20 protein-coding genes and 1 tRNA gene are annotated in these 22,217 nt (G+C 57.8%); 18 read left to right on the forward strand and 3 right to left on the reverse strand.

Annotation, left to right across the window (positions count from 1 at the left end):
* The first annotated feature begins 10 nt into the window (after nt 1-10).
* From bamB to ABDW57_RS23010, 15 genes are all read left to right on the forward strand, one after another.
* Nucleotides 11-1,150 (forward strand): outer membrane protein assembly factor BamB, encoded by a 1,140-nt coding sequence (gene bamB, locus ABDW57_RS22940; RefSeq protein WP_343732465.1) that lies wholly within the window; start codon nt 11-13, stop codon nt 1,148-1,150.
* A 4-nt stretch (nt 1,151-1,154) separates the two neighbouring features.
* On the forward strand, nt 1,155-2,501 hold the full coding sequence (der, locus tag ABDW57_RS22945; RefSeq protein ID WP_343732466.1) for a ribosome biogenesis GTPase Der: 1,347 nt from the start codon (nt 1,155-1,157) through the stop codon (nt 2,499-2,501).
* 194 nt (nt 2,502-2,695) lie between these two features.
* Nucleotides 2,696-2,932, forward strand: a complete 237-nt coding sequence (hfq, locus tag ABDW57_RS22950) for an RNA chaperone Hfq (RefSeq protein ID WP_072780809.1) — start codon at nt 2,696-2,698, stop codon at nt 2,930-2,932.
* A 42-nt stretch (nt 2,933-2,974) separates the two neighbouring features.
* Nucleotides 2,975-4,135, forward strand: coding sequence for a GTPase HflX (gene hflX, locus ABDW57_RS22955; protein WP_343732467.1), 1,161 nt, complete (start codon nt 2,975-2,977; stop codon nt 4,133-4,135).
* 17 nt (nt 4,136-4,152) lie between these two features.
* Nucleotides 4,153-5,457 (forward strand): FtsH protease activity modulator HflK, encoded by a 1,305-nt coding sequence (gene hflK, locus ABDW57_RS22960; RefSeq protein WP_343732468.1) that lies wholly within the window; start codon nt 4,153-4,155, stop codon nt 5,455-5,457.
* Entirely contained in the window at nt 5,457-6,368 is a 912-nt protein-coding gene (hflC, locus tag ABDW57_RS22965; protein WP_343732469.1) for a protease modulator HflC, read from the forward strand. Before hflK ends, hflC begins: the two co-directional genes overlap by 1 nt.
* Before the next feature lie 155 nt (nt 6,369-6,523).
* On the forward strand, nt 6,524-7,684 hold the full coding sequence (locus ABDW57_RS22970) for an ATP phosphoribosyltransferase regulatory subunit (protein WP_343732470.1): 1,161 nt from the start codon (nt 6,524-6,526) through the stop codon (nt 7,682-7,684).
* Nucleotides 7,685-7,688: 4 nt separating this feature from the next.
* The gene (locus tag ABDW57_RS22975) at nt 7,689-8,999 is read left to right on the forward strand and encodes an adenylosuccinate synthase (protein WP_343732471.1); all 1,311 of its coding nucleotides are present in this window, start codon (nt 7,689-7,691) and stop codon (nt 8,997-8,999) included.
* Nucleotides 9,000-9,011: 12 nt separating this feature from the next.
* Nucleotides 9,012-9,557, forward strand: a complete 546-nt coding sequence (locus ABDW57_RS22980) for a phosphoribosyltransferase (protein ID WP_343732472.1) — start codon at nt 9,012-9,014, stop codon at nt 9,555-9,557.
* 236 nt (nt 9,558-9,793) lie between these two features.
* Nucleotides 9,794-10,468, forward strand: coding sequence for a choice-of-anchor E domain-containing protein (locus ABDW57_RS22985; RefSeq protein WP_343732473.1), 675 nt, complete (start codon nt 9,794-9,796; stop codon nt 10,466-10,468).
* A gap of 36 nt (nt 10,469-10,504) precedes the next feature.
* Nucleotides 10,505-11,152, forward strand: coding sequence for a choice-of-anchor E domain-containing protein (locus ABDW57_RS22990; RefSeq protein WP_343732474.1), 648 nt, complete (start codon nt 10,505-10,507; stop codon nt 11,150-11,152).
* A 66-nt stretch (nt 11,153-11,218) separates the two neighbouring features.
* The gene (locus ABDW57_RS22995; protein WP_343732475.1) at nt 11,219-11,815 is read left to right on the forward strand and encodes a MarC family protein; all 597 of its coding nucleotides are present in this window, start codon (nt 11,219-11,221) and stop codon (nt 11,813-11,815) included.
* A gap of 77 nt (nt 11,816-11,892) precedes the next feature.
* Complete coding sequence (locus tag ABDW57_RS23000) at nt 11,893-12,180, forward strand: autorepressor SdpR family transcription factor (protein WP_343732476.1); 288 nt, start codon at nt 11,893-11,895, stop codon at nt 12,178-12,180.
* On the forward strand, nt 12,177-12,812 hold the full coding sequence (locus tag ABDW57_RS23005; RefSeq protein WP_343732477.1) for an SdpI family protein: 636 nt from the start codon (nt 12,177-12,179) through the stop codon (nt 12,810-12,812). Before ABDW57_RS23000 ends, ABDW57_RS23005 begins: the two co-directional genes overlap by 4 nt.
* A 12-nt stretch (nt 12,813-12,824) precedes the next feature.
* Nucleotides 12,825-13,760 carry an alpha/beta fold hydrolase gene (locus ABDW57_RS23010; RefSeq protein WP_343732478.1) on the forward strand — a complete coding sequence of 312 codons (936 nt, stop codon included), beginning with the start codon at nt 12,825-12,827 and terminating at the stop codon, nt 13,758-13,760.
* Between the two features lies 1 nt (nt 13,761).
* Here the strand turns inward: ABDW57_RS23010 and uvrB are convergent, their stop codons facing one another.
* Nucleotides 13,762-15,834 carry an excinuclease ABC subunit UvrB gene (uvrB, locus tag ABDW57_RS23015; protein ID WP_343732479.1) on the reverse strand — a complete coding sequence of 691 codons (2,073 nt, stop codon included), beginning with the start codon at nt 15,832-15,834 and terminating at the stop codon, nt 13,762-13,764.
* 114 nt (nt 15,835-15,948) lie between these two features.
* Here uvrB and ABDW57_RS23020 point away from each other — a divergent pair, with 114 nt between their 5' ends.
* From ABDW57_RS23020 to ABDW57_RS23030, 3 genes are all read left to right on the forward strand, one after another.
* Nucleotides 15,949-17,145 carry an amino acid aminotransferase gene (locus tag ABDW57_RS23020; RefSeq protein WP_343732480.1) on the forward strand — a complete coding sequence of 399 codons (1,197 nt, stop codon included), beginning with the start codon at nt 15,949-15,951 and terminating at the stop codon, nt 17,143-17,145.
* A gap of 113 nt (nt 17,146-17,258) precedes the next feature.
* Nucleotides 17,259-17,334, forward strand: a tRNA-Asn gene (locus ABDW57_RS23025).
* Nucleotides 17,335-17,622: 288 nt separating this feature from the next.
* Complete coding sequence (locus tag ABDW57_RS23030) at nt 17,623-18,690, forward strand: hypothetical protein (protein ID WP_343732481.1); 1,068 nt, start codon at nt 17,623-17,625, stop codon at nt 18,688-18,690.
* Nucleotides 18,691-18,902: 212 nt separating this feature from the next.
* Here ABDW57_RS23030 and ABDW57_RS23035 read toward each other — a convergent pair whose 3' ends face one another.
* Together ABDW57_RS23035 and ABDW57_RS23040 are read right to left on the reverse strand one after the other, a co-directional pair.
* Entirely contained in the window at nt 18,903-20,663 is a 1,761-nt protein-coding gene (locus ABDW57_RS23035) for an ATP-binding protein (protein WP_343732482.1), read from the reverse strand.
* The gene (locus tag ABDW57_RS23040; RefSeq protein WP_343732483.1) at nt 20,660-21,871 is read right to left on the reverse strand and encodes a hypothetical protein; all 1,212 of its coding nucleotides are present in this window, start codon (nt 21,869-21,871) and stop codon (nt 20,660-20,662) included. Before ABDW57_RS23040 ends, ABDW57_RS23035 begins: the two co-directional genes overlap by 4 nt.
* Nucleotides 21,872-22,217: the final 346 nt, after the last annotated feature.

Below are 22,217 nucleotides of genomic sequence, written 5' to 3' on the forward strand. Positions count from 1 at the left end.
GTTTGAGACTATGCGTATTACCGAAAAAGTAGTTGCAGCAAGCGTGTTTGCGATGTTGGCTGGTTGCTCCTTGTTCTCGTCCAAGGAAACCAAGAACCTGCCGGCGCCGCTGGTGGAGTTGAAGAACCCGTCGCTCACGCCGCAGGTGGTGTGGAAGTACTCGGTAGGTAAGGCTGGCAACGCGGTGTTCACGCCTGCCGTTGCCGGCGACAGCATCTACGTGGCCGATGCCGATGGCACGCTGGTGCGCCTGAACGCCGCCAACGGCAAGGAAGTCTGGCGCATCAAGACCGGCACCGACCTGACGGCCGGTGTGGGCAGCGATGGTGAAGTGGTGGTGGTCGGCGGCGTCAAAGGCCAGATCCTGGCCTACGACACCAACGGCAAGCAGCTGTGGAAAGCCCAGGCGTCGAGCGAAGTGCTGTCGTCGCCGGAAGCCGGCAGCGGCGTGGTGGTGGTGCGCAGTGTCGACAACATGATCACCGGTTACGACGCCAAGACCGGCGCCAAGAAATGGAATGTGGCACGCACCACGCCAGCCCTGACCCTGCGCAATGCGCCGGGCATGGTGATCAACGGCCAGAATGCCTACATCGCCCAGCCGGGCGGCAAGCTGCTGGCGCTGAATGTGGCCGGCGGCCTGCAGCGCTTTGAAGTGGTGGTGGGCGAGCCGCGCGGCGCTACCGAGCTGGAACGCGTGACCGACATCGCCGGCACCCCGGTGATGTTTGAAAAAGATGTCTGCGCCGTGTCGTACCAGGGCCGTGTGGCCTGCTTCGACGCCACCACTGGCGCGCCGCACTGGAGCAAACCGACATCGTCCGACAAGGGCGTGGCGGTGGACCAGCGTTTTGTATTCGTCTCTGACGACAAAGGCGAAGTTGGCGCCTACAGCCGTGAAAACGGCGCCAACGCCTGGAAGAACGACAAGCTGTCGTACCGTGTGCTGTCGACCCCCGTGTCGTATGGCCGCGCGGTGGCAGTCGGCGACTATCAGGGTTATATCCACTTCCTGTCGCGGGAAGATGGTTCGTTTATAGGTCGTGTGGCGACGGACGGCAGCCCTATCCAGGCTGACCCGGTCATCGCCGGCACGAATTTGATTTTCCAAACCCAATCAGGGACTGTGACCGCTCTCGCGGTCGAATAATAAAATGAAGCCGGTAATCGCATTAGTGGGTCGACCCAACGTTGGGAAATCGACCTTGTTCAATCGTCTGACCCGCTCGCGCGATGCGCTGGTGGCGGACTTGCCTGGGTTGACGCGCGATCGTCACTATGGCGAGGGCCGTGTCGGCGAACGTCCCTTCCTGGTCATTGACACCGGCGGCTTTGAGCCGGTGGCCAAGGAAGGCATCCTCCACCAGATGGCAAAGCAGACCAAGCAAGCCGTGGCCGAAGCTGACGTGGTCATCTTCCTGGTCGACGGCCGCCAGGGCCTGACGCCGCACGACAAGACCATCACCGACTTCCTGCGCAAGAGCGGCCGTCCGGTGATTCTGGTCGTGAACAAGGCGGAAGGCATGCGCTACACCGCGGTGGTGGCGGACTTCTATGAACTGGGACTGGGCGAACCGGCTGTCATTTCGTCGGCACACGGCGACGGCGTGGCCGATCTGGTGGAGCTGGCGCTGGACACCGCCTTCGAGCAGCGTCCGGAAGATCCTGAAGAGCTGGAGAAGTCGGACCGCGGCGTCAAGATTGCGCTGGTCGGCCGTCCCAACGTCGGCAAGTCGACCCTGATCAACACCCTGGTGGGCGAGGAGCGCGTGATCGCCTTCGACATGCCGGGCACCACGCGCGACTCGATCGAGATTCCGTTTGAGCGCGACGGCAAGAAGTACACCCTGATCGACACCGCCGGCATCCGCCGCCGCGGCAAGGTGTTTGAAGCGATCGAGAAGTTCTCGGTGGTGAAGACGCTGCAATCGATCTCGGAAGCCAATGTGGTGGTGCTGATGCTGGATGCGCAGCAGGACATCTCCGAGCAGGATGCCCATATCGCCGGCTTCGTGCTGGAAACCGGCCGCGCGCTGGTGATCGCCGTCAACAAGTGGGACGGCCTGGAATCGTGGCAGCGCGACGAGATCAAGATCGACATCGACCGCAAGCTGGACTTCCTCGGCTTCGCCAAGATGCACTTCATCTCGGCACTGAAGGCGCAGGGCATTGGTCCGCTGATGAAATCCCTGGACTCGGCCTACGCCGCCGCCTTTGCCGACCTGTCCACGCCGAAGCTGACCCGCGCGCTGATCGAGGCGGTGGAAAAGCAGGAGCCGAAGCGCAAGGGCTCGATCCGTCCGAAGATGCGTTACGCCCACCAGGGCGGGATGAATCCGCCGGTGATCGTCATCCACGGCAATGCGCTGGATGCTATCAGCGAGCCGTATAAACGCTATCTGGAGAAGCATTTCCGCGAGACGTTCAACCTGGTCGGCACGCCGCTGCGCATCGAACTGCGCACCGGTAAAAATCCATTCGCAAAATCTTCGGAAAAATAGTCGATTTTTTTACAGGAACTCCCTGCAAAAAAAGCAAAAACAAGGTACAGTGGCTTAGAAGCACCACTTTTGGCGTGGCGAGCGGTGTTTCAGCGAAAAATGTTTGACTTTAGTTAGACTTTTTGCTGAGCCACGTACTTGAAATCAAGCGTTTCGCCTCCACTTCCAACACAACAACATAAAATGGAGCTGTTATGAGCAACAAAGGGCAACTGTTACAAGACCCATTCCTCAATGCCTTGCGCAAAGAGCACGTTCCTGTTTCGATCTACCTGGTCAACGGCATCAAGCTGCAGGGCCATATCGAATCGTTCGATCAATACGTCGTACTGCTGCGTAACACCGTGACCCAGATGGTCTACAAGCACGCCATCTCGACCGTGGTACCGGCGCGCGCCGTCAACCTCAATATTGAAAACGAAGCGGAATAAGCATTTGCAGCATCGCTTCTTTTTACCTGGCCTGACCGTCGTATGCGTGCAGTTCTAGTCGGTATCGATTTCGGCAAGGGCGACTTTGCCGCCAGCATGGAGGAACTGCAACTGCTGGCCCGTTCCGCCGGAGCAGATCCGGTGACGACGATCACGGCAAAGCGTTCCTCCCCGGATGCGGCTTATTTCGTCGGCAGCGGCAAGGCTGACGAAATCGGCCAGGCCGTGCTGGCCGAGCGCATCGAAATCGTCATCTTCAACCACGCCTTGTCGCCGGCGCAGCAGCGCAATCTGGAAAAGCGCCTGAATATCCGGGTGCTGGACCGTACCAGCCTGATACTCGACATCTTCGCGCAACGGGCCAAGAGCCACGAGGGCAAGCTGCAGGTCGAGCTGGCCCAGTTGCAGCATCTGGCCACGCGCCTGATCCGCGGCTGGACCCACCTTGAGCGTCAGAAGGGCGGTATCGGCTTGCGCGGTCCTGGTGAAACCCAGCTGGAGACCGACCGCCGGTTGATCGGTGAGCGCGTCAAGATGCTGCGTTCGCGCCTGGCCAAGCTGCGCAAGCAGCATGAAACCCAGCGCCGTTCGCGCAACCGTACCCAGACCTTCTCCATCTCGCTGGTGGGCTACACCAATGCCGGCAAATCGACCCTGTTCAACGCGGTGACCAAGGCCGGCGTGTATGCGGCCGACCAGCTGTTCGCCACGCTGGACACGACTTCGCGCCGGGTCTACATGAACGAGGAAGTCGGCCACGTGGTCTTGTCCGACACGGTTGGTTTCGTGCGCGAGCTGCCGCACCAGCTGGTGGCGGCGTTCCGCGCCACCCTGGAAGAGACCATCCACGCCGATCTGCTGCTGCATGTGGTGGACGCGGCGTCGCCGGTGCGCATGGAGCAGATCGAGCAGGTCAACCTGGTGCTGCAGGAAATCGGCGCCGATCACATCCCGCAGATTCTGGTGTGGAATAAGATCGACGCCGCCGGCCTTGAACCTTCGGTTGAACGAGATGAATATGATAAGATTTCCAGGGTCTTCCTCAGTGCGCGCACGGGGCAGGGACTGGACCTGCTGCGCGACGCCATCACTGAATGGGCCAAGGCCGCGCCGGGCGCGCGCCTGCAGCAGCCGTATGAGACCGAAGAAGAATTAGAAGAAGTAGAGAGCAGTCCCACCCTCACTCACGTTGGATCACACTAATGCGTGTCTCCTCACTTATGAAACGACTTGGCCTGAAGCTGTCGCTGAACGACCCTCGCTGGGGGAAGGACAACAAGCCGCAAGCCAATGAAGGCAAAAAGCCCGGCGAAGGGCCACCCGACATGGAACAGCTGTGGCGCGACTTCAATCAGCGCCTCAACGGCTTGTTCGGGCAAAAGCGTCCCAACAATAACAACGGTGACAACAATGGCGGCGGCGATGGCAGCGGCGGCAACCGCCCTGACATGAGCGGCGGCGTGCGTGCCACGGCCGGCGCCATCGGCGCGGTGGTGGCGCTGATCTGGCTGGCCAGCGGCTCGTTCATCGTGCAGGAAGGCCAGACCGGCGTGGTCTACACCTTCGGTAAAGTCAGCCATACCACCGGCTCCGGTTTCAACTGGCGCTGGCCGTATCCGTTCCAGAGCGACGAAACGGTCAAGGTATCGCAGATGCGCATGGTGGAAATCGGCTACCGCGGCAATATCAAGAACAAGCAGGCGCGCGAATCGCTGATGCTGACCGATGATGAAAACATCATCGACATCCAGTTCGCCGTGCAGTTCAAGCTGAAAGACCCGGTGGCGTGGCTGATGAATAACCGCGACGAGGAGGATACCGTGCGTCAGGTGGCGGAAACCTCGATCCGTGAAATCGTCGGCAAGAACAAGATGGACTTCGTGCTGTACGAGGGCCGCGACAAGGTGGCTTTCGAAACCCAGCAGCTGATGCAGCAGATCCTCGACCGTTACGCCTCGGGCGTGCTGGTCTCCAGCGTCACCCTGCAGGCGGTGCAGCCGCCGGAGCAGGTGCAGATCGCCTTTGACGACGCGGTGAAGGCAGGGCAGGACCGCGAACGCCAGAAGAACGAAGGTCAGGCCTACGCCAACGACGTGATTCCGAAAGCGCGCGGTACCGCATCGCGCCTGCTGCAGGAGGCCGAGGGCTATCGCTCGATGGTGGTGGAAAACGCCACCGGTAACGCCTCGCGCTTCAAGCAGGTGCTGGTCGAGTACCAGAAGGCGCCGGCCGTCACGCGCGACCGCATGTACCTGGAAACCATGCAGCAGATCTTCTCCAGCGCCTCCAAGGTGATGGTGGACGCCAAGACCGGCAGCAACCTGCTGTACCTGCCGCTGGACAAGCTGATCGCGCAAGCGGCAGCCACCGATGCGCAGGCCGCCGCCGCGCGCGCCGCCCAGGCGCAATCGTCGGCGCCGTCCGCCAACACCACGCTGCCGTCGGAGCTGATGCCGTCGGTGGAAGTGAACCGCACGCGCGACTCGCGCTCGCGTGAATCCTTACGTGACCGGGAGAGCCGTTAATGAATCGCATAGCCAGTACCGTCGTCCTGGGTTTCATCGCCCTGATGCTGCTGTCGTCGACCGTGTTCGTGGTCGACCAGCGCAAGTACGCGATCGTGTTCGCGCTGGGCCAGATCAAGGAAGTCATCCGCGAGCCGGGGCTGCATTTCAAACTGCCGCCGCCGTTCCAGAATGTGCTGTTCCTGGATAACCGCATCATGACCATCGAGTCGCCGGATGCCGAGCGCTTTATCACCGCCGAGAAGATGAACATCCTGGTGGACAGCTTCGTCAAGTGGCGCATCGGCCGCGGCGAGAACCAGCCCAAGCTGTACTACGTCACCTTTGGCGGCGACGAAGGCCGCGCGCGCGACCGCATGTCGCAGATCATCAAGGCGGCGCTGAACGAGGAAATCACCAAGCGCACCGTGGCGGAAGTGATCTCCGGCCAGCGCGGCAAGGTGATGGAAGGCATCCGTACCAAGGTGGTGCAGGAAGCCGCGCAGATCGGCGTCGAGATCATCGACGTGCGCCTGAAGCGGGTGGAATACGTGGAGCAGATCAACACCTCCGTGTATGAGCGCATGAAGGCCGAGCGGATGCGCGTGGCCAACGAGCTGCGTTCGACCGGTTCGGCCGAATCTGAAAAGATCCGCGCCGATGCTGACCGACAGCGTTCCGTGATCCTGGCCGAAGCCTATCGCGACGCCGAGCAGATTCGCGGTGAAGGCGACGCCAAGGCGTCGGCCATCTACGCCGAAGCGTTTGGCCGCAATCCGGAGTTCTACAAGTTCTACCGCAGCCTGGAAGCCTATCGCGCCACCTTCAAGAACCACGGCGACGTGATGGTGATGGATTCCAGCTCGGACTTCTTCAAATACTTCAAAGGCTCCGGCACCGGCGGCGCCGCACCCGCGCCAGCCAAAAAGTAAAGCAGGGACCCCGCATCGAGGTGCCCACAAGGCACCTCGATCGCATCTTTTTCCCCTCTAAAGACGCGTTTTCGCGTAAAATATCAGGTTCGGCCCTCCGCTTGGGTGGCCGAGGCCTCCGCGCCGCATTGTTCATTTCTTAATTAAATAGTCCCATGCCTAATTGGCTGCTGCCCGAGAATATCGCCGACGTGTTGCCGTCGGAAGCACGCAAGATTGAAGAGTTGCGTCGCCTGATGCTGGATAATTTCCGCCTGTACGGCTACGAACTGGTGATGCCGCCGCTGCTGGAATATCTGGAGTCGCTGCTGACCGGCGCCGGCGAAGACACCGACCTGCGCACCTTCAAGCTGGTGGACCAGCTGTCCGGCCGCATGCTGGGCCTGCGCCCGGACATGACCACGCAAGTGGCGCGCATCGACGCCCACCTGCTGAACCGCGCCTCGGTCACGCGCCTGTGCTACGCCGGCAGCGTGCTGCACACCCGTCCTTCGGGCCTGCACGCCACCCGCGAGCCGCTGCAGATCGGCTGCGAGATGTACGGCCACGCCGGCCTCGAAGCCGACGCTGAAATCCAGGAACTGGCGCTGGCCTCGCTGGCCCTGGCCGGTTTCACCGAAGTGCGGCTGGACCTGACCCACGTCGGCGTGCTGCGCGCGCTGCTGGAGCAATGCCCGGCGGCCCAGCGCGATCAGGCTAAAATCCACGCTGCGCTGCGCGCCAAGGATGTGCCGGACCTGCAGGCGTTGACGAAAGATTACGCACCAGCGGTGCGCGCGGCCCTGCTGGCCTTGCCGTCGCTGTACGGCGATATCGACGTGCTGGCAAAAGCGCGCGCAGTGCTGCCGGAACTGCCGGGCATCGCCAAGGCGCTGGCCGAACTGGCCGCGCTGGCGGCATCGGCCCTCGGCCGCGCCCAGGTGGCGATCGATCTGGCCGACCTGCGCGGTTATCAGTATGAAAGCGGCGCGATGTTCGCGCTGTATGTACCAGGCTTGCCGAACGCGGTGGCGCGCGGCGGCCGTTACGATCACGTAGGCGAGGCCTTTGGCCGGGCGCGTCCCGCCACCGGTTTCTCGCTCGACCTGCGCGAACTGGCGCGCCTGTTGCCGACCGCGGAGCGCAAGCATTCGATCCGCGCGCCATGGGGCAATGCGCCGGAATTGAAGGAAAAAATCGCCGAGCTGCGCAAGTCCGGCGAAGTGGTGATCCAGAGTATGCCGGGTCACAGCCACGAACTGGACGAGTTCGAGTGCGATCGCGCGCTGGTGCTCGAAGAGAATGGTAGTAACTGGATTCTTAAAAACTTAGGTTAATGTGATGTCAAACAAAAACGCAAAAAACGTCGTCGTCATCGGTACCCAGTGGGGCGATGAAGGTAAAGGCAAAATCGTCGACTGGCTGACCGACCACGCCCAGGGTGTGGTGCGCTTCCAGGGCGGTCACAACGCCGGCCACACGCTGGTCATCGGCGGCGTGAAAACTGCGCTGCAGCTAATCCCGTCGGGCATCATGCGTCCAGGCGTGGCCTGCTACATCGGTAACGGTGTGGTGGTGTCGGTGCCGGACGTGCTGCGCGAAATCGACAAGCTGGAAGCCGTGGGCGTGGAAGTGGCCTCGCGTCTGAAAGTGTCGGACGCCGCCCCGGTGATCCTGCCTTACCACTCGGCGCTGGACCACGCGCGTGAAGCCGCCCGCGGCGACGCCAAGATCGGCACCACCGGCAAGGGCATCGGCCCTGCGTACGAAGACAAGGTGGCCCGTCGCGCCATCCGTATCGCCGACCTGCTGAACGAAGGCCGCTTCGCAGAAAAGCTGAAAGAAAACCTGGACTACCATAACTTCGTGCTGGAAAACTATCTGAAAGCACCAAAGATCGATTACCAGAAGACCCTGGACGACGCGCTGGCCTATGTGCCGCGCCTGCGCCCGATGGTGACCGACGTGTCCAGCGCCCTGTACAAGGCGCACAAGGCCGGCGCCAACCTGCTGTTCGAAGGCGCCCAGGGCTCGCTGCTGGACGTCGACCACGGCACCTACCCATTCGTGACCTCGTCCAACTGCGTGGCCGGCAATGCCGCCGCCGGCGCTGGCGTGGGCCCGAGCATGCTGCACTACGTGATGGGCATCACCAAGGCCTACACCACCCGCGTGGGCTCCGGTCCGTTCCCTTCGGAACTGCCAACCGACGCCGGCGTGGGCCACCACCTGGCGCAGGTGGGCCACGAGTTCGGCACCGTGACCGGCCGTGCCCGCCGCTGCGGCTGGTTCGACGCCGCGCTGCTGCGCCGCTCGGTCCAGATCAACGGCGTGACCGGCATGTGCATCACCAAGCTGGATGTGCTGGACGGCCTGGAAAGCCTGAAGCTGTGCACCGGCTACACCATTGACGGCGAGCCGACCGACATCTTCCCGTCGGGCGCCGAAGAAGCCGCCCGCTGCGTGCCGGTGTACGAGGAAATGCCGGGCTGGAAAGACAGCACGGTCGGCGCCAAGACCATGGAAGCCCTGCCGGTTGCCGCCCGCAACTACATCAAGCGTATCGAAGAACTGGTCGGCGTGCCGGTGGACATGGTCTCGACCGGTCCGGATCGCGAAGAAACCATCGTGCTGCGTCACCCGTTCGCGTAATTAAGGAATTTTATGAGCACCCCACAATCCAACGAAAAACACCTCTGGGTCTCCTGGGACGAGTATCACCGCCTGATCGAGCGCCTGGCGCTCAAGGTGCATGAGTCGGGCTGGAAATTTGACATGGTGCTGTGCCTGGCGCGCGGCGGCGTGCGCCCCGGCGATGTATTCTCGCGCATCTTCGACGTGCCGCTGGCGATCCTGTCGACCAGCTCCTACCGTGCCGAGAAGGGCACCGTGCAGGGCGACCTCGACATCGCCAAGTACATGACCATGACCAAGGGCCCGCTGAGCGGCAAGATCTTGCTGCTGGACGACCTGGCCGATTCCGGCGTGACCCTGATGAAGGTGGTGGACCACCTGAAGCAGAACTTTGCCGGCGTGACCGAAGTGAAAACCGCGGTCATCTGGACCAAGGGCAGCTCGGCCTTCAAGCCGGACTACCAGATGGAAGAACTGCCGCACAATCCATGGATCCATCAGCCGTTTGAAGACTACGACGGCCTGCGCCCGCACCAGCTGGCGGCCTGGATCAAGAAGGGCGAAGCCAGCAACTAAGCCGGCCTGCTGTGTTTCGTGGTGAAAAAACGACCCGCCCGGGTCGTTTTTCTTTTGAAATTACTTTTAAGCAACTCTAATTTCATTTTTTCATCAAATAATGCTGAAAAGATGATGACATTTCCTTATTGTATGTTAAGATTGCGGTAAGTAATAAAAAGGCAGCAAGGCAAGACTCTGCGGCCGACAAATCCAAGGCCCGGTATCTTAGCCAATACAAAAAATAAGGAAATCTCATGAAATTGAAACAAATTGCTGTCGCCTCCCTGTGCGTTGCAGCTGGCGCCTTCTCCGCTCCTGCAATGGCCGCCGTGGTTGAATACGACATCACCTCGATCGGCTCGACCCTGACCAACATCCTGACCGACCTGTCGATCCACCAGTTCGACGCCTCGCTGGGCACCCTGACCGGCATCACCATCGAGTACGGCTCGGCCGTGAACGGCAATGTGGCCCTGACCAACACCAGCCTGACCAAGAACAAGACCACCACGGTCAGCCTGTCGACCACCATGACCCTGACCGGCCCTGGCGCCCTGGCGCTGGGCGGCGACACCAAAGCCCTGTTCAGCGGCGTCAACGCGACTGCCGTTAAGAACTCCGCCAACGTCATCGTGGCCAGCGGCGAAGCCGAGCTGTTCAGCAGCTACGCAGTCAACGCCAGCAACTTCAGCCTGTTCACCGGCACCGGTTCGGTGACCGCCGCACTGGCGATCAACGCCACCGGCACCGCTGTCGGCCAGACCGGTATCGGCACCAAGTTCACCACCCTGGGTGACGGCGCCGGTAAAGTGACCTACACCTACACCGCTTTGCCAGTGCCAGAGCCAGAAACCTACGGCATGCTGCTGTTGGGCCTGGGTGTTGTGGCATACGCCGCCAAGCGCAAATCGCGCTCGGCCCAAGCCTGATACGCCAACCCGACAAACAAGAATCTGGATCCCAACATGAATAAATTCTCGAAAACCATTTTCGCTGCAGCGGCCCTGACCCTGGCCATGGGCGCCAACGCGGCCGTGATCGAATTCACCTCGAACACCGCGCACAACATTGAAGAAAACGACGGCGAACTGAACTTCGCCAAGTTCAACACCGCACTGGGCACCCTGACCGGCGTCAAGTTCGAACTGTTCAACGTGCTGAGCGGCTCGATCGATGTGACCAACGACGCCACCAGCGGTTCGGGCACCTTCGTGGTGACCGCCGGCGGTGAGATCTCCAGCGATGTGCTGGGCAGCCTGCTGACCACCACCGGCTCGATCACCAAGAACTTCTCGCTGGCCGCTGGCCAGACCGGCAGCGTCACGCTGGACCCATGGACCGTGTCGAACCACGTCAGCTTCAGCGCCTCGTCGAGCGACCTGAGCGCCTTCAAGGGCACCGGTGACTACACCGCGCTGCTGAGCGGCTGGTCGTCGGCCACCAGCTCGGGCAGCGGTAACGCCACCTACAACCCGGTCATCGTGATGGACGGCTACGCCAAAGTAACCTACACCTACGACGCCGCGCCGGTGCCGGAACCAGAAACCTACGCCATGCTGCTGGGCGGCCTGGCACTGATGGGTGTGGTAGCACGCCGCCGCAAATCGGCATAAGCTGAATCTGGTGGTACACTCAAACGGGAGCTTCGGCTCCCGTTTTTCTTTTAACCCAGAGACTCCATGACCCAGGACTTTTTCCAGACCTTCATCCTGCTGCTGCTGGTGACCGACCCGTTCGGCAACGTGCCGCTGTTTGCCAGTGTGCTCAACCCGGTGCCGGTGGCGCGCCGTCCGCGCATTGTGGTGCGCGAATGCGCGATCGCCTTCGTGCTGCTGCTGATCTTCATGTTCTTCGGCCGTCACTTCCTCAGCGCGCTGCACCTGTCGGAAGTGGCGCTGCGCATTGGCGGCGCCGTGATCCTGCTGCTGATTTCGATCCGCATGATCTTCCCGCACCCGGACGGCGTGCTGGGCCGCACCGACGGCGCCGAACCGTTCATCGTGCCGCTGGCGATTCCGGCGCTGGCCGGGCCGTCGGCGCTGGCCACGGTGCTGCTGTTCTCGCGCGAGAGCACGGGCGAAGTGCTGGTGCACGTGGCAGCGCTGGCGGCCGTGGGCGTGGTGTGGCTGGCGGTATTCCTCAGCGCCGAGAAACTGCAGAAAGTGCTCGGTCCGCAGGTGATGACGGCGTTTGAGCGCCTGATGGGCCTGATCTTGACCGCAATGTCGGTGGAGATGCTGCTGGGCGGCATCCGCGAGTTTGTGAAGTCGCTGTAAATGGAAGAGGGCAGGCGCTTGACGCCTGCCTTTTTTGCTTCTATAGTTAGATAATTATCTAATTAGATGATTTTCAAATGAATGCCACCAACAGCGCCTTCAAAGCCATTGCCGATCCAGCGCGGCGCGAAATCCTGCGTCTGCTGCGCGGCGGCGAAATGACGGCCGGCGAGTTGGCACAGCAGTTCGACATGAGCAAGCCCACCATGTCGCATCACTTCGCGGTGCTGGCCGAAGCCGACCTGATCACGCGTCGGCGCGAAGGCCAGACCATCTGGTACGGTCTCAACACCACCGTGCTGCAAGACGTGCTGGCCTGGATGATGGACCTGGCCGGCGACCAAGCTCAAGGGAGAAACAAATGAAGCCGCGCGCCTTATTGCTGTGCATCCTGATGATCGTGGCCATGACGGCGGTCACGGCGTATTTCTATCCGTCGCTGCCGGAATCGATGCCGATCCACTGGAATGCGGCCGGGCAGGTGGATGACTACGGCGCGCGCTGGCATCTGTGGTTGCTGGGGCCGGTCAGCATGAGCGGCTTCCTGCTGCTCGGCATAGTCTTGCCCTGGCTGTCGCCCAGGCAGTTCGAGGTGCAGGCCTCGGGCGACACCTACGGCTACCTGATGGCGATTCCGGTCGCGCTGATGGCCGGCGTGGAGATCATCGTGCTGTGCGCCGCACTGGGCGTGCAGGTGCGGGTCGAGCGTGTGGTGCCGGTGCTGGTGTTTATCGTCCTGATCCTGGTCGGCAACCCGATGGGCAAGGTGCGCCGCAACTTCTTCCTCGGCATCCGCACCCCATGGACGCTGGCAAACGAGCGCGTGTGGAATGCCACGCACCGTCTGGCCGGCAAACTGATGGTGGGCAGCGGCGTACTGGGCCTGATCGCCGTGTGGCTGGGCGCGCCGTACTGGCTGTTGCTGGTAGTGATGATGGTGTGGGCGCCGGTGGCCACCGGCTACTCGCTGGTGCTATACAAACGTCTTCCTCAATAACTGGAGAAAAGTATGAAGCTGTTGCTGTCCTTGATGATGCTGTCGTCGTCCGTGTTTGCCGCCTCGCGGCCGGTATCGCTGGAGGTGGCCGGCGGCGCGGTGTACGGCACCGAGCTGACGCCCGATGGCGTGAACGGCAAAGTGCCGGTGGTGCTGCTGCATTCCGGCTCCGGTCCCACCGACCGCGATGGCAACAGCACGTTACTGCCCGGTCCTAACGATTCTTTGAAGCTGGTGGCGGAAGGCCTGGCGCGCCAGGGCATCGCCTCGGTGCGCTACGACAAGCGCGGCATCGCTTCCAGTGCGCTGCCGGTGTGGAAGGAAGAGAGCCTGCGCCTCGATGACTACATCGGCGATGCCGCCGCCTGGCTGCGCAAACTGCACAGCGACCCGCGCTTCTCGCGCGTGGTGATGGCCGGTCATAGCGAAGGCGCGCAGATCGCCGCGGAAGCCTGCGCGCAGGGCGGGGCGGATGCCTGCGTGCTGATCGCCGGCGCTGGACGCAGCCTGGACGAGATCCTGCGCGAGCAGCTGAAAGACAAACTCCCGCCGCCGCTGATGGCCGAGAGCGACGCCATCCTGTCCTCGCTCAAGGAGGGCAAAACGGTGGAGAAGGTATCGCCAACCCTGATGGCGCTGTATCGCCCGGAAGTGCAGCCTTACCTGATCTCCGCCCTGCAGCACGATCCGCGCAAAGCGATAGCGGCCCTGAAGATGCCGGTGCTGATCCTGCAAGGCACGTCCGACATCCAGGTGCCGGAACAGGAGGCCAGGCTGCTGTCGGCGGCGGCGCCCAAGGCCAGGGTGGTGATCGTGGAGGGCATGAACCACCTGCTGAAAATCGTCGGCAACGATCAGGCGCTCCAGCAAAAATCCTATGCCAGCCCGGACCTGCCGGTGGCGCCGCAACTGCTTGATGCCCTGAGCAGCTTCGTCAAGGCGCCGTAACTCAGGCGATATTGTCGGCGCCCGGTGCGCCGAACAACTGCTGCTTGAGATGATGCAGCTGGTCGCGCACCTGCGCGGCCTTTTCGAACTCCAGATTCTTCGCGTGATCCAGCATGGCTTTTTCCAGGCGCTTGATCTCCTTGCTGATCTGCTTCTCGCTCATGGCTTCGTACTTCGCCGTTTCCTGCGCCACCTCCAGCTCTTCCTTCGCTCCCTTCTCGCTGTAGACGCCGTCGATCATGTCCTTGATGATCTTCTTCACGCCGCGCGGCACGATGCCGTTGGCTTCATTGAAGGCGATCTGCTTGGCGCGCCGACGCTCGGTCTCACCAATGGCGCGTTCCATCGAATCGGTCATGCGGTCGGCGTACAGCAGCGCCACGCCGTTCAGGTTACGCGCGGCGCGGCCGATGGTCTGGATCAGCGACCGCTCGGAACGCAGGAAGCCTTCCTTGTCGGCGTCCAGAATGGCCACCAGCGACACCTCCGGCAAGTCCAGGCCTTCGCGCAGCAGGTTGATCCCGACCAGCACATCAAAGGTGCCGATGCGCAGATCGCGCAGCAGCTCCACGCGCTCCACGGTTTCGATATCGCTGTGCAGATAGCGCACCTTCACGCCATGGTCGCTCAGGTATTCGGTCAGCTGTTCCGACATGCGCTTGGTCAGCGTGGTGACCAGCACGCGCTCGTTCTTGGCCACGCGGTCGGTGATCTCGGACATCAGGTCGTCGACCTGCGACAGGGCAGGGCGCACGATCACCTGCGGGTCCACCAGGCCGGTCGGACGCACCACCTGTTCCACTACCTGATCCGCGTGCTGCTTCTCGTATTCGGCCGGCGTGGCGGAGACGAAGACCGTCTGCCGCATCTTCTGCTCGAACTCCTCGAATTTTAACGGCCGGTTGTCCAGCGCCGATGGCAGGCGGAAGCCGTAGTCCACCAGATTGGTCTTGCGTGAACGGTCGCCGTTGTACATGGCGCTCAACTGGCCAATCAGCACGTGCGACTCGTCGAGGAACATCAGCGCATCTTTCGGCAGGTAGTCCACCAGCGTTGGCGGCGGCTCGCCGGCCTTGGCGCCGCTCAGGTGGCGCGAGTAATTTTCAATGCCCTTGGTGAAGCCGATTTCAGCCAGCATTTCCAGGTCGAAGCGGGTGCGCTGTTCGAGGCGCTGTTCCTCTACCAGCTTGCCCTCCTTGCGGAAAAACTCAAGGCGCTCGCGCAGCTCTTCCTTGATGCTCTCAATCGCGTTCAGCACCGTGGAGCGTGGCGTCACATAGTGCGAGCCTGGGTACACCGTGAAGCGCGGGATCTTCTGCTTGACGCGGCCGGTCAGCGGGTCGAACAGCTGGATCGATTCCAGCTCGTCGTCCCACAGCTCCAGGCGCACCGCCAGATCCGCATTCTCGGCCGGGAAGATGTCGAGCGTATCGCCGCGCACGCGGAAGGTGCCGCGGCCGAAGTCCACTTCATTGCGCGTGTACTGCATCTGAATCAGACGCGCGATGATGTCGCGCTGCGCCACGCGGTCTTTCTGGCGCAGGGTCAGAATCATCTGGTGGTACTCGTTCGGATTACCGATACCGTAAATGGCCGACACCGTCGCCACGATCACCACATCGCGCCGCTCCATCAGCGACTTGGTGCACGACAGGCGCATCTGCTCGATGTGCTCATTGATCGACGAATCCTTTTCAATGAACAGATCGCGCTGCGGCACGTAGGCTTCCGGCTGGTAGTAATCGTAGTACGAGACGAAGTACTCGACCGCGTTCTCCGGGAAGAATTCGCGGAACTCCGAATACAGCTGCGCGGCCAGGGTTTTGTTTGGCGCGAACACAATCGCCGGGCGTCCCTTGCGCGCAATCACGTTGGCCATGGTGTAAGTCTTGCCGGAGCCGGTCACGCCAAGCAGGGTCTGGAAAAACAGGCCGTCGTCGATGCCTTCGCACAGCTGATCGATGGCCGTCGGCTGATCGCCGGCGGGCGGGAAGGGCTGGTGTAATTTGAACGGCGAATCCGGGAACGTCACCACGGTCGCCTTGGGGGTATCTGCTACAGGTAATTCAGCCATCTTGCTCAGACCTTTGTTAGAATAATGGCCTGCCAGCGGCCTGAAGTCGTTATTTTAGGGGCGCTGTCTATACATCTCTGCTGCGAACCGCTTCCAATTGAATCCAATCTTATCATGACGAATCCTAGCTTGTTCAGCGCCATCGACATGGCACCACGCGACCCTATCCTGGGTATTACCGAAGCCTTTAACGCCGACCAAAACCCTCAGAAAATCAATCTGGGCGTCGGCGTCTATTATGACGACAACGGTAAAGTGCCGCTGCTATCGTGCGTGCAAAAAGCGGAGGAAATCCTGATCGCGGCGCCAGCACCGCGCACCTACCTGCCGATCGAAGGCCTGGCTGCCTACGACAAGGCGGTGCAAGAACTGGTATTTGGCGCCGACAGCGCTGTTTTGCAAGAGAAGCGTGCCGTCACCGTGCAAGCCATCGGCGGCACCGGCGCACTGAAAATCGGCGCCGACTTCCTGAAGCGTTTCGCCCCGAATGCAGAAGTCTACATCAGCGACCCAAGCTGGGAAAACCACCGCGCGCTGTTCGAAAGCGCCGGCTTCAAAGTCAACAACTACGCCTACTTCGACGCCGCCACCCACGGCGTGAACTTCGCCGGCATGATCGCTGACATCAAGGCCATGCCAGCCGGCTCGATCGTGCTGCTGCACGCCTGCTGCCACAACCCGACCGGCGCCGACCTGACCTCGGACCAGTGGACCGAAGTCATCGCTGCCATCACCTCGCGCGGCCTGGTGCCGTTCCTGGACATGGCCTACCAGGGCTTTGGCGCGGGCATCGCGGAAGACGGCGCCGTGGTGCGCCGCTTTGCGGAAGCCGGCGGCCCGCTGCTGGTATCGAACTCGTTCTCCAAATCGTTCTCGCTGTACGGCGAGCGCGTGGGCGCGCTGAGCGTGGTGGCTGCCACTGCGGAAGAAGCGGCCCGCCTGATGTCGCAACTGAAGCGCGTGGTGCGCACCAACTACTCCAACCCGCCTGTGCACGGCGGCAAGGTGGTGGCGACCGTGCTGACCACGCCAGAACTGCGCCAGATGTGGGAAGACGAGCTGGCCGCGATGCGCGTGCGCATCAAGGAAATGCGCGAAGCGTTTGTGGTGAAGCTGCAGGCCAAGGGCCACGACTTCGCCTTCGTGCGCGACCAGGTGGGCATGTTCTCGTACTCGGGCCTGACCAAGGCGCAAGTCGAGCAACTGCGCGCGAAATCGATCTACGCTGTCGACACCGGCCGCATCTGCGTGGCTGCGTTGAATTCCCGCAATATCGATATCGTTATTGACGCCATCGCGGAAGTGCTCTAAACTCTTGTTTCTTCGCATTGAGCTGCAAAGCTTGATACGAAAGGCAGCATGAAATACCGCAGTAAATTGCACCTTGCTGGTGTGAAAGAAACAGTATAAAATGTTGCCTCTAATCCCTGATAGCTCAGTCGGTAGAGCGACGGACTGTTAATCCGCAGGTCCCTGGTTCGAGTCCAGGTCGGGGAGCCAGAATACAGTAGCATGCCAAGAACCCAGCCCTAACCCGGTTGGGTTTTTGCGTTTTAGGGGCCGTTTATTTGCGCATAGTGGTCCATGTTGAGGCCGTTGGGCTGTAGGGATGAGCTACCCCTTAGGTTGGCCTCGCGCGGCACCGGTAGGCACTCTGCGGGCCGGTCGATGGTGGACTGGGACACGAAGGCAGGGCGACCGAACTCCTGCAGCGGTCGGGCGGTATTGACGTCACTTAGTCTGTCATACTGCGCTAGACATTGCCACGGCATATTCAAAGAAGAGATTATGACCGCTTCGAAAAATCCATCATATGATGAACTCTTGGCTAGCATTGCGCGGCGACGGAAGGAATGGGCTGACCAGCAGCTAGCCGAACATGCTGAGCAAATTACTGCTTTCATCGACTTCGCAAAGGCCAAGGGCGTGAAATTGGATCTGGCGGATGTTTCGTACATCGAAAAGATCGGTTTTGTCGCAAATGGCCCAAATTTGTTGGCGCGACTTGCAGGGCCACTACAGCGAGAGCGTGATGGGCTCCTTTCCTTCGATGCATTCCCAATTAGCTACATATTTGACGCCCCTGATCCAGGATACTTCCAGGCTGAGGACTTCTTGCCGATGGCGCACCCGCATTTTCGTCGAGGGATGTATGGTGAGAATCATTTTGCACCACGCTTCGTAGAGATGTTCTGGGCACTGCCGCCAGGTGGTGTTCAGAAATTTCTTGCACTTGATGAAGAGCGTGTAAAACTAAACATCAACACAGGGCAGACCTTCGAAAGAGATACTTGGTTTGGCGCACCATTCAACGATGATATTGCAAGTATTCCCAACGGAATGGTCAAATTGAGACCGCCCGCTGACCTGGACGCCGGAAGCATCGACATGTTCTTTGGTGATGCTTACTGCCTTGATATGAAATGGAACGAAAAAGATGGCATCAAAACGTTTCAAGCTTTGGAAGTGAAATCGGAGCGGACGCGCATCACTTGGGAGGGCGAGATGGTTTTCCCAGCGAGGTATATCCATGCGGAGTTTGATATCTCCAAAGGGGAATTCCGTCATTTTGATGGCGCTGTGCAGTATTACGGTGAGCAGGAGTACCTACTCCGCAGAGATTCAGATTTCAATTACAACGTTAAGAATCGTGAGCAGATCAAAGCAAGGTCCAAGAAGCTCTTCAAATTGAATGGGCAGATATCGATCGCAACATGGGGAGACCTCTGCTCGCAATTTCTTGCGGGAAATCCTCTGATATTCGAATATTTCGCCGGAAGTTACCCAAGCTACCTTGTCGAGATAATTGAGAAGTTAAGGGCGAGGGATGCACGAAATGCTCCTGAAGTAGGATGATATCCGGGCACACTAGCTTGCGGAGAGGCCACTGGAGTGGGAGTGCCAACCTATGCGGCTGGACTGGCCTGACGCTGTATGGGACTTGGTAGGCCATCCTATGCCTAGCTGGGAGATGGCCTGCCATCGTACTCATGCGACCATCCGATAGACTAAGCGCGATGATTGGAGTAAAGCGCCGGTCTTGCGGTAGTCGCGCCACCGGCGACACATCAAGACTCCTTGGACGCTGGGATAAGTGGATCCGTCAAAATCCACATATCGGTAACTTTCCCGAAGTCGATATTGTTCCATTGCTTACCCCACTCCTTGATGAATGCGATATCGGTAGAGTTTGGCTTATGATCCGAACATTTGTCAATTATCACCATTGAAGGTAACGCAACGGAATCACCTATTAACAATGCTTCACCGGATTGTAAGGCTGGAAGGCTTGCGATTAGGTCGCCAGAGGTATCGGGCAATAGTTTTTTTACATATGCCTGATCGTCGGGATTTGTCAACCGCATGGCTATATAGTTACTGCATTGTGAGAAGATTGTTTCAGATACTTCCGAAGGGCGTTGACTTACTATTCCTAAGGTTACACCGTACTTTCGTCCTTCTTTAGCTATGCGTTCGATTGCGATCTTCGACGCCCTAAATCTTACCAGATCGCTACGAGGAACATATTTGTGTGCTTCCTCGTAAACAAGCAATATCGGGGATTCCGCCGCAGCTTGTTTCAAGATGTGGCGCTTATAATAATATCCAAACTCAAAGATTAGGCGTGATACAAGCGACACAGTGATGCTAAGAACCTCAAATGGAATTCCGCTTAAATCAACGACGGTGACATTCGCTGAGTTTTCTTTCTTGAATCCAAGAAATTGTTCGAGAATATTTTCGATCGTGACGCCTGAAATATCGCGAAACAAAAAATCTAACCTTGGATTATTTGTTGTGTTTTCTAACCTCATCAGAAAGCGATCGAATTCACCAGTATAGGGTCCGTTTACAAACTCGGAATTTACCTTATCAAAGGTATAGGAATTTTTGAAGTAGAGTGGAATTCTATTTTCTATTTTTACTGAATCTTTTGTTTCAGGTATTTTATTATTTTTCTTATTAACCAGTTCCGAATTCATGTTTTTCAAATAACACAAAACCTCAGAAATTTTGAATTCAAGTGGAGAGTCAAAGAACGCACGTTTCCCCGGATTGTGAATCTTTTTATTTTCGACTACGGCATGGCGAAATTGTGAAAGCTGATTGTACGATCCATTTTCGCTGCTCTCGATAAATAGCTCTGTCAGTTCCTCGCTATCAAACAACCAATATGGAATTTTGAGGGATGATGAATCCAAGTAATTACATCCTGGAAATGCGTTCTTGTATTCTCCATGAATATCGAATAATACTATATGGGAATTATTCAATCCCGAAAAATTGGTATGCTTAGTTTGAGTTGCGGACTGAAGTACCTTGGCGACAGTGTGGGATTTTCCAGATCCGGTCGAGCCAACAATTGCAAAATGTTTATTAAATAATTTATCGCCATTAACTGGTACGCGTACTTCAGGGTGTGTTGCTAGTCCACTAAATTCAAAGCGCTCATTTTCCTCGATCCCAGTTCTGAAAATGGCTGCGAGCTCGAATGGTTTTAAGATTTCAATTCCATTATTTGGCGGCAAAGGAATTCCGTGCCCTCCGCGCTTAAAAGTTAATTGATCGGTTCCGTAGAGCATTCCTACTAGTTTGACATCCAATAGAAAAGATGGGGACGCGCCTCCCACATTGGCCAGGGGAGACTGAATATCTTTAATGCGATAATTATCGACTACGCCCACTACATAGGTTGATGAAAGTCCTCTGCAAGGAATCTTAACATAGCTTCCAATATTAAATTGACCTTCAAAGAGTGAGGGGTCAATCACTTCAATAACTAGCGATGTCGCAGAAACACTTGATATTTTAAAATTCTCGCTATTCATTTTTGCACCCTCAAAAAGTTAGAAAGCTCTTGCTGACTCACACTATCAATTAAAAAAGCTGGAACTGAATTCCATTCACCAATCTCGCGGGAACCAAGATACAAAATTCGACTCGGCAATGGAACTGATGCGGCGACTTCTGTGACTCTGGATAGTGAGACAATTTTCACTTTGAAGGAGATATTCTCGAGACTATCCGTCGCCTTTTTCCCTAATTTCTTTCGCGTCACGATGGGCTCTAAATTAAAGGATTGAAGATTGAAAGATATTTCTTCATACCCATCTTTAAAATCTATACCGATTCCGGAGATGTATTTTTTCAGGTCGATTCGTAATCGGTCTTCAACAAAAATAGTAGGGGGCTTAATATCAAATGTGGCTTTATGGAAATATTTATCAATCAACTTTCCAATACATAAGCCTAGTTCTTGAGCTGATCCAATAAAACCTGAACCGATGATTATGACGTTATTTTGATATGGGTGTAATTCAATAACGTGCGGCGTGATAAATTTTATGAATTTCGAACGTTCTTCAAATTCAGCAAACGAGGTATGAAAGATCTTTCTTTTCCCATTTTTTATTGATTGCACTAATTCATGCCTGGTCGAAGTTCTATTTGTCCGATCAGTATTCGAAATCACAATTTTTCGTAAATAATCCGCTATGTATCCATAGTAAAAAATCGCTTCATCTCTTGATTTGCAGAAGTCTTGGGCGCCTATCAAGCGAATGACCTCTGAGAATTGTGAGTCATAATCTTCAGCAAATTGAAGGACAAATTTTTTAGCAAAGGCTGCACGAGTTTTATTTTTGATAGAAGAAATTTTTTCGGCAAGCTTTTTGTGCGCATCAGAGGAATCCGCAGCAGCAGCTATCTCTAGTATTTTATCGAGCTTTGCTTTGGAGAAAGTCTCTTTACTAGGTTTTTTGTCTTTGAAGTAACAGTAAAGAATATATTTTCTATCAATTATATCTGTTGCGAAAGAGTCAATTAGTTTTGCGACCGGCTCGCGTATTTTTACATTCGAGAAGTCAGCGGCTTCTTTATACTTGACTTGCACGACGACGTCATCCGTATTCAAATCCTGAATATGCTCGATTGTTACTCGTTTGAATTCGTCATTGCCAGAAAATATTTCTATAATCGTTCTATCAATTTGAAAATCAAAACCCTTAATTGCGTAATAACCGCCATCTTCTTCCATATAGCCCCTGGAGATGTATAGGAATGATCGTAATTGGCTCTCGGCGAGCGCTATTGCTCAAATGCTTCAGTTTGCAGCATAGCATGTTGCGCAATTGGAATATGCGCGGATTGTCACTGCTCGAGTATATCGCGGCGCATAAATAGGGCGAAGAAGGGCTAAGGGGAACCTCGAAAAACCGCTCCGGCTCTGGCATGATGTCGGTGACATGATTCTGACGGGCACCTCGAATAACTGGAGATCCCGGAGGTGGCGCTGAAAAATAGCGACATGGGCAGCGGATCGGCTGCTGATCACCCCAGGCTCCAGGTCCTTTGAGGCGCTTTGTGTGCAGATTCCGGTGGTC

It is taken from the genome of Duganella sp., assembly GCF_039595735.1.
GTDB lineage: Bacteria > Pseudomonadota > Gammaproteobacteria > Burkholderiales > Burkholderiaceae_D > Rugamonas.